This window comes from Variovorax glucosi, assembly GCF_051216695.1.
Classification (GTDB): domain Bacteria; phylum Pseudomonadota; class Gammaproteobacteria; order Burkholderiales; family Burkholderiaceae_C; genus Variovorax.
Genome location: NZ_JBPJZE010000046.1, coordinates 783 through 1658, shown reverse-complemented (window position 1 = coordinate 1658; position 876 = coordinate 783). Strand labels below are relative to the sequence as shown.

Sequence of the window (876 nt, the reverse complement as noted above, 5' to 3'; positions counted from 1 at the left end):
GACGAGGTGAGCGTCGACGGCGGGTGGAAGAAGTGACCAATCGAATGCCTTGCCGCCACCGCCATAACCTTCGACATGGGCGTCGAGCAGGATGGCCTGGGCGTGGGAGTAATCGGACGCGTATTTTACGAGGTCGAAGCCGGCCCCGGCAGCCCCCAGCGGGATTCGGGCGGCGCGCATGTAGCGAAAGCGGCCCGGGCCGCTGGCTTCTTCGCACTGTTCGGGCGTTTCCTCGCCGTGGAATTGGGCGATGGCGCCCTTCATATGTGTGAGTGCTGCTATGACTTTCGGAGCATCCTCGTTCACGAACAGCAGCACCGGCGTGATGAACGGGGGCAGGCGCGAGGCCAGTTCGGCGGCGCGCTCGGGCGTCACGGCGCGGGGGCTCTTCGCGTAGAGCACGAAGCCGATGGCATCGGCACCGGCTTCGATTGCCGCATCCACGTCGGCCTCACGTGTCAGGCCACAGATCTTGATGCGTGTGCGGGGAACGGAAAGCGCGGTCATGGCGGGCCATCATACGGAGCCCCGCCGGCCTGCAGCGTGGCTTCCGCCGGCAGACCCCACTTGGCGTCGTACAACGGGCCCAGGAAGTACAGGCCGTCCGCGGAGAAGGTGGGTGCCGCCACCTTGCGGCTGCGCGCCTCGAGCACTTCAGAAATCCACGCGGGCCGCTCGTCGCCGCGGCCGATGCGCACCAGGCAACCCATCAGGTTGCGGATCATGTGGTGCAGGAACGCGTCGGCCTCGAATTCGAAATGCCAGCGGCAGCGCTCGCCGTCGCCCACGCGCGTGATCTCGATGCGCCGCAGGTCCTTGACCGGCGAACGAGCCTGGCAGGCCGAGGCGCGGAACGAGCTGAAATCGTGCTGTCCG

Annotated in this window: 2 protein-coding genes; both read right to left on the bottom strand. The window is 67.0% G+C overall.

Going from position 1 to position 876, the window contains the following annotated elements; all coding sequences use genetic code 11:
* Nucleotides 1-507, bottom strand: a 507-nt coding sequence (locus ACSFA3_RS22685; protein ID WP_435507728.1) for a phosphoribosylanthranilate isomerase, incomplete at its 3' end; no start/stop codon positions are given.
* Nucleotides 504-876: tRNA pseudouridine synthase A (locus ACSFA3_RS22680; protein ID WP_475544575.1), on the bottom strand; the 373-nt coding region annotated here is incomplete at its 5' end. The genes ACSFA3_RS22685 and ACSFA3_RS22680, both read right to left, overlap by 4 nt.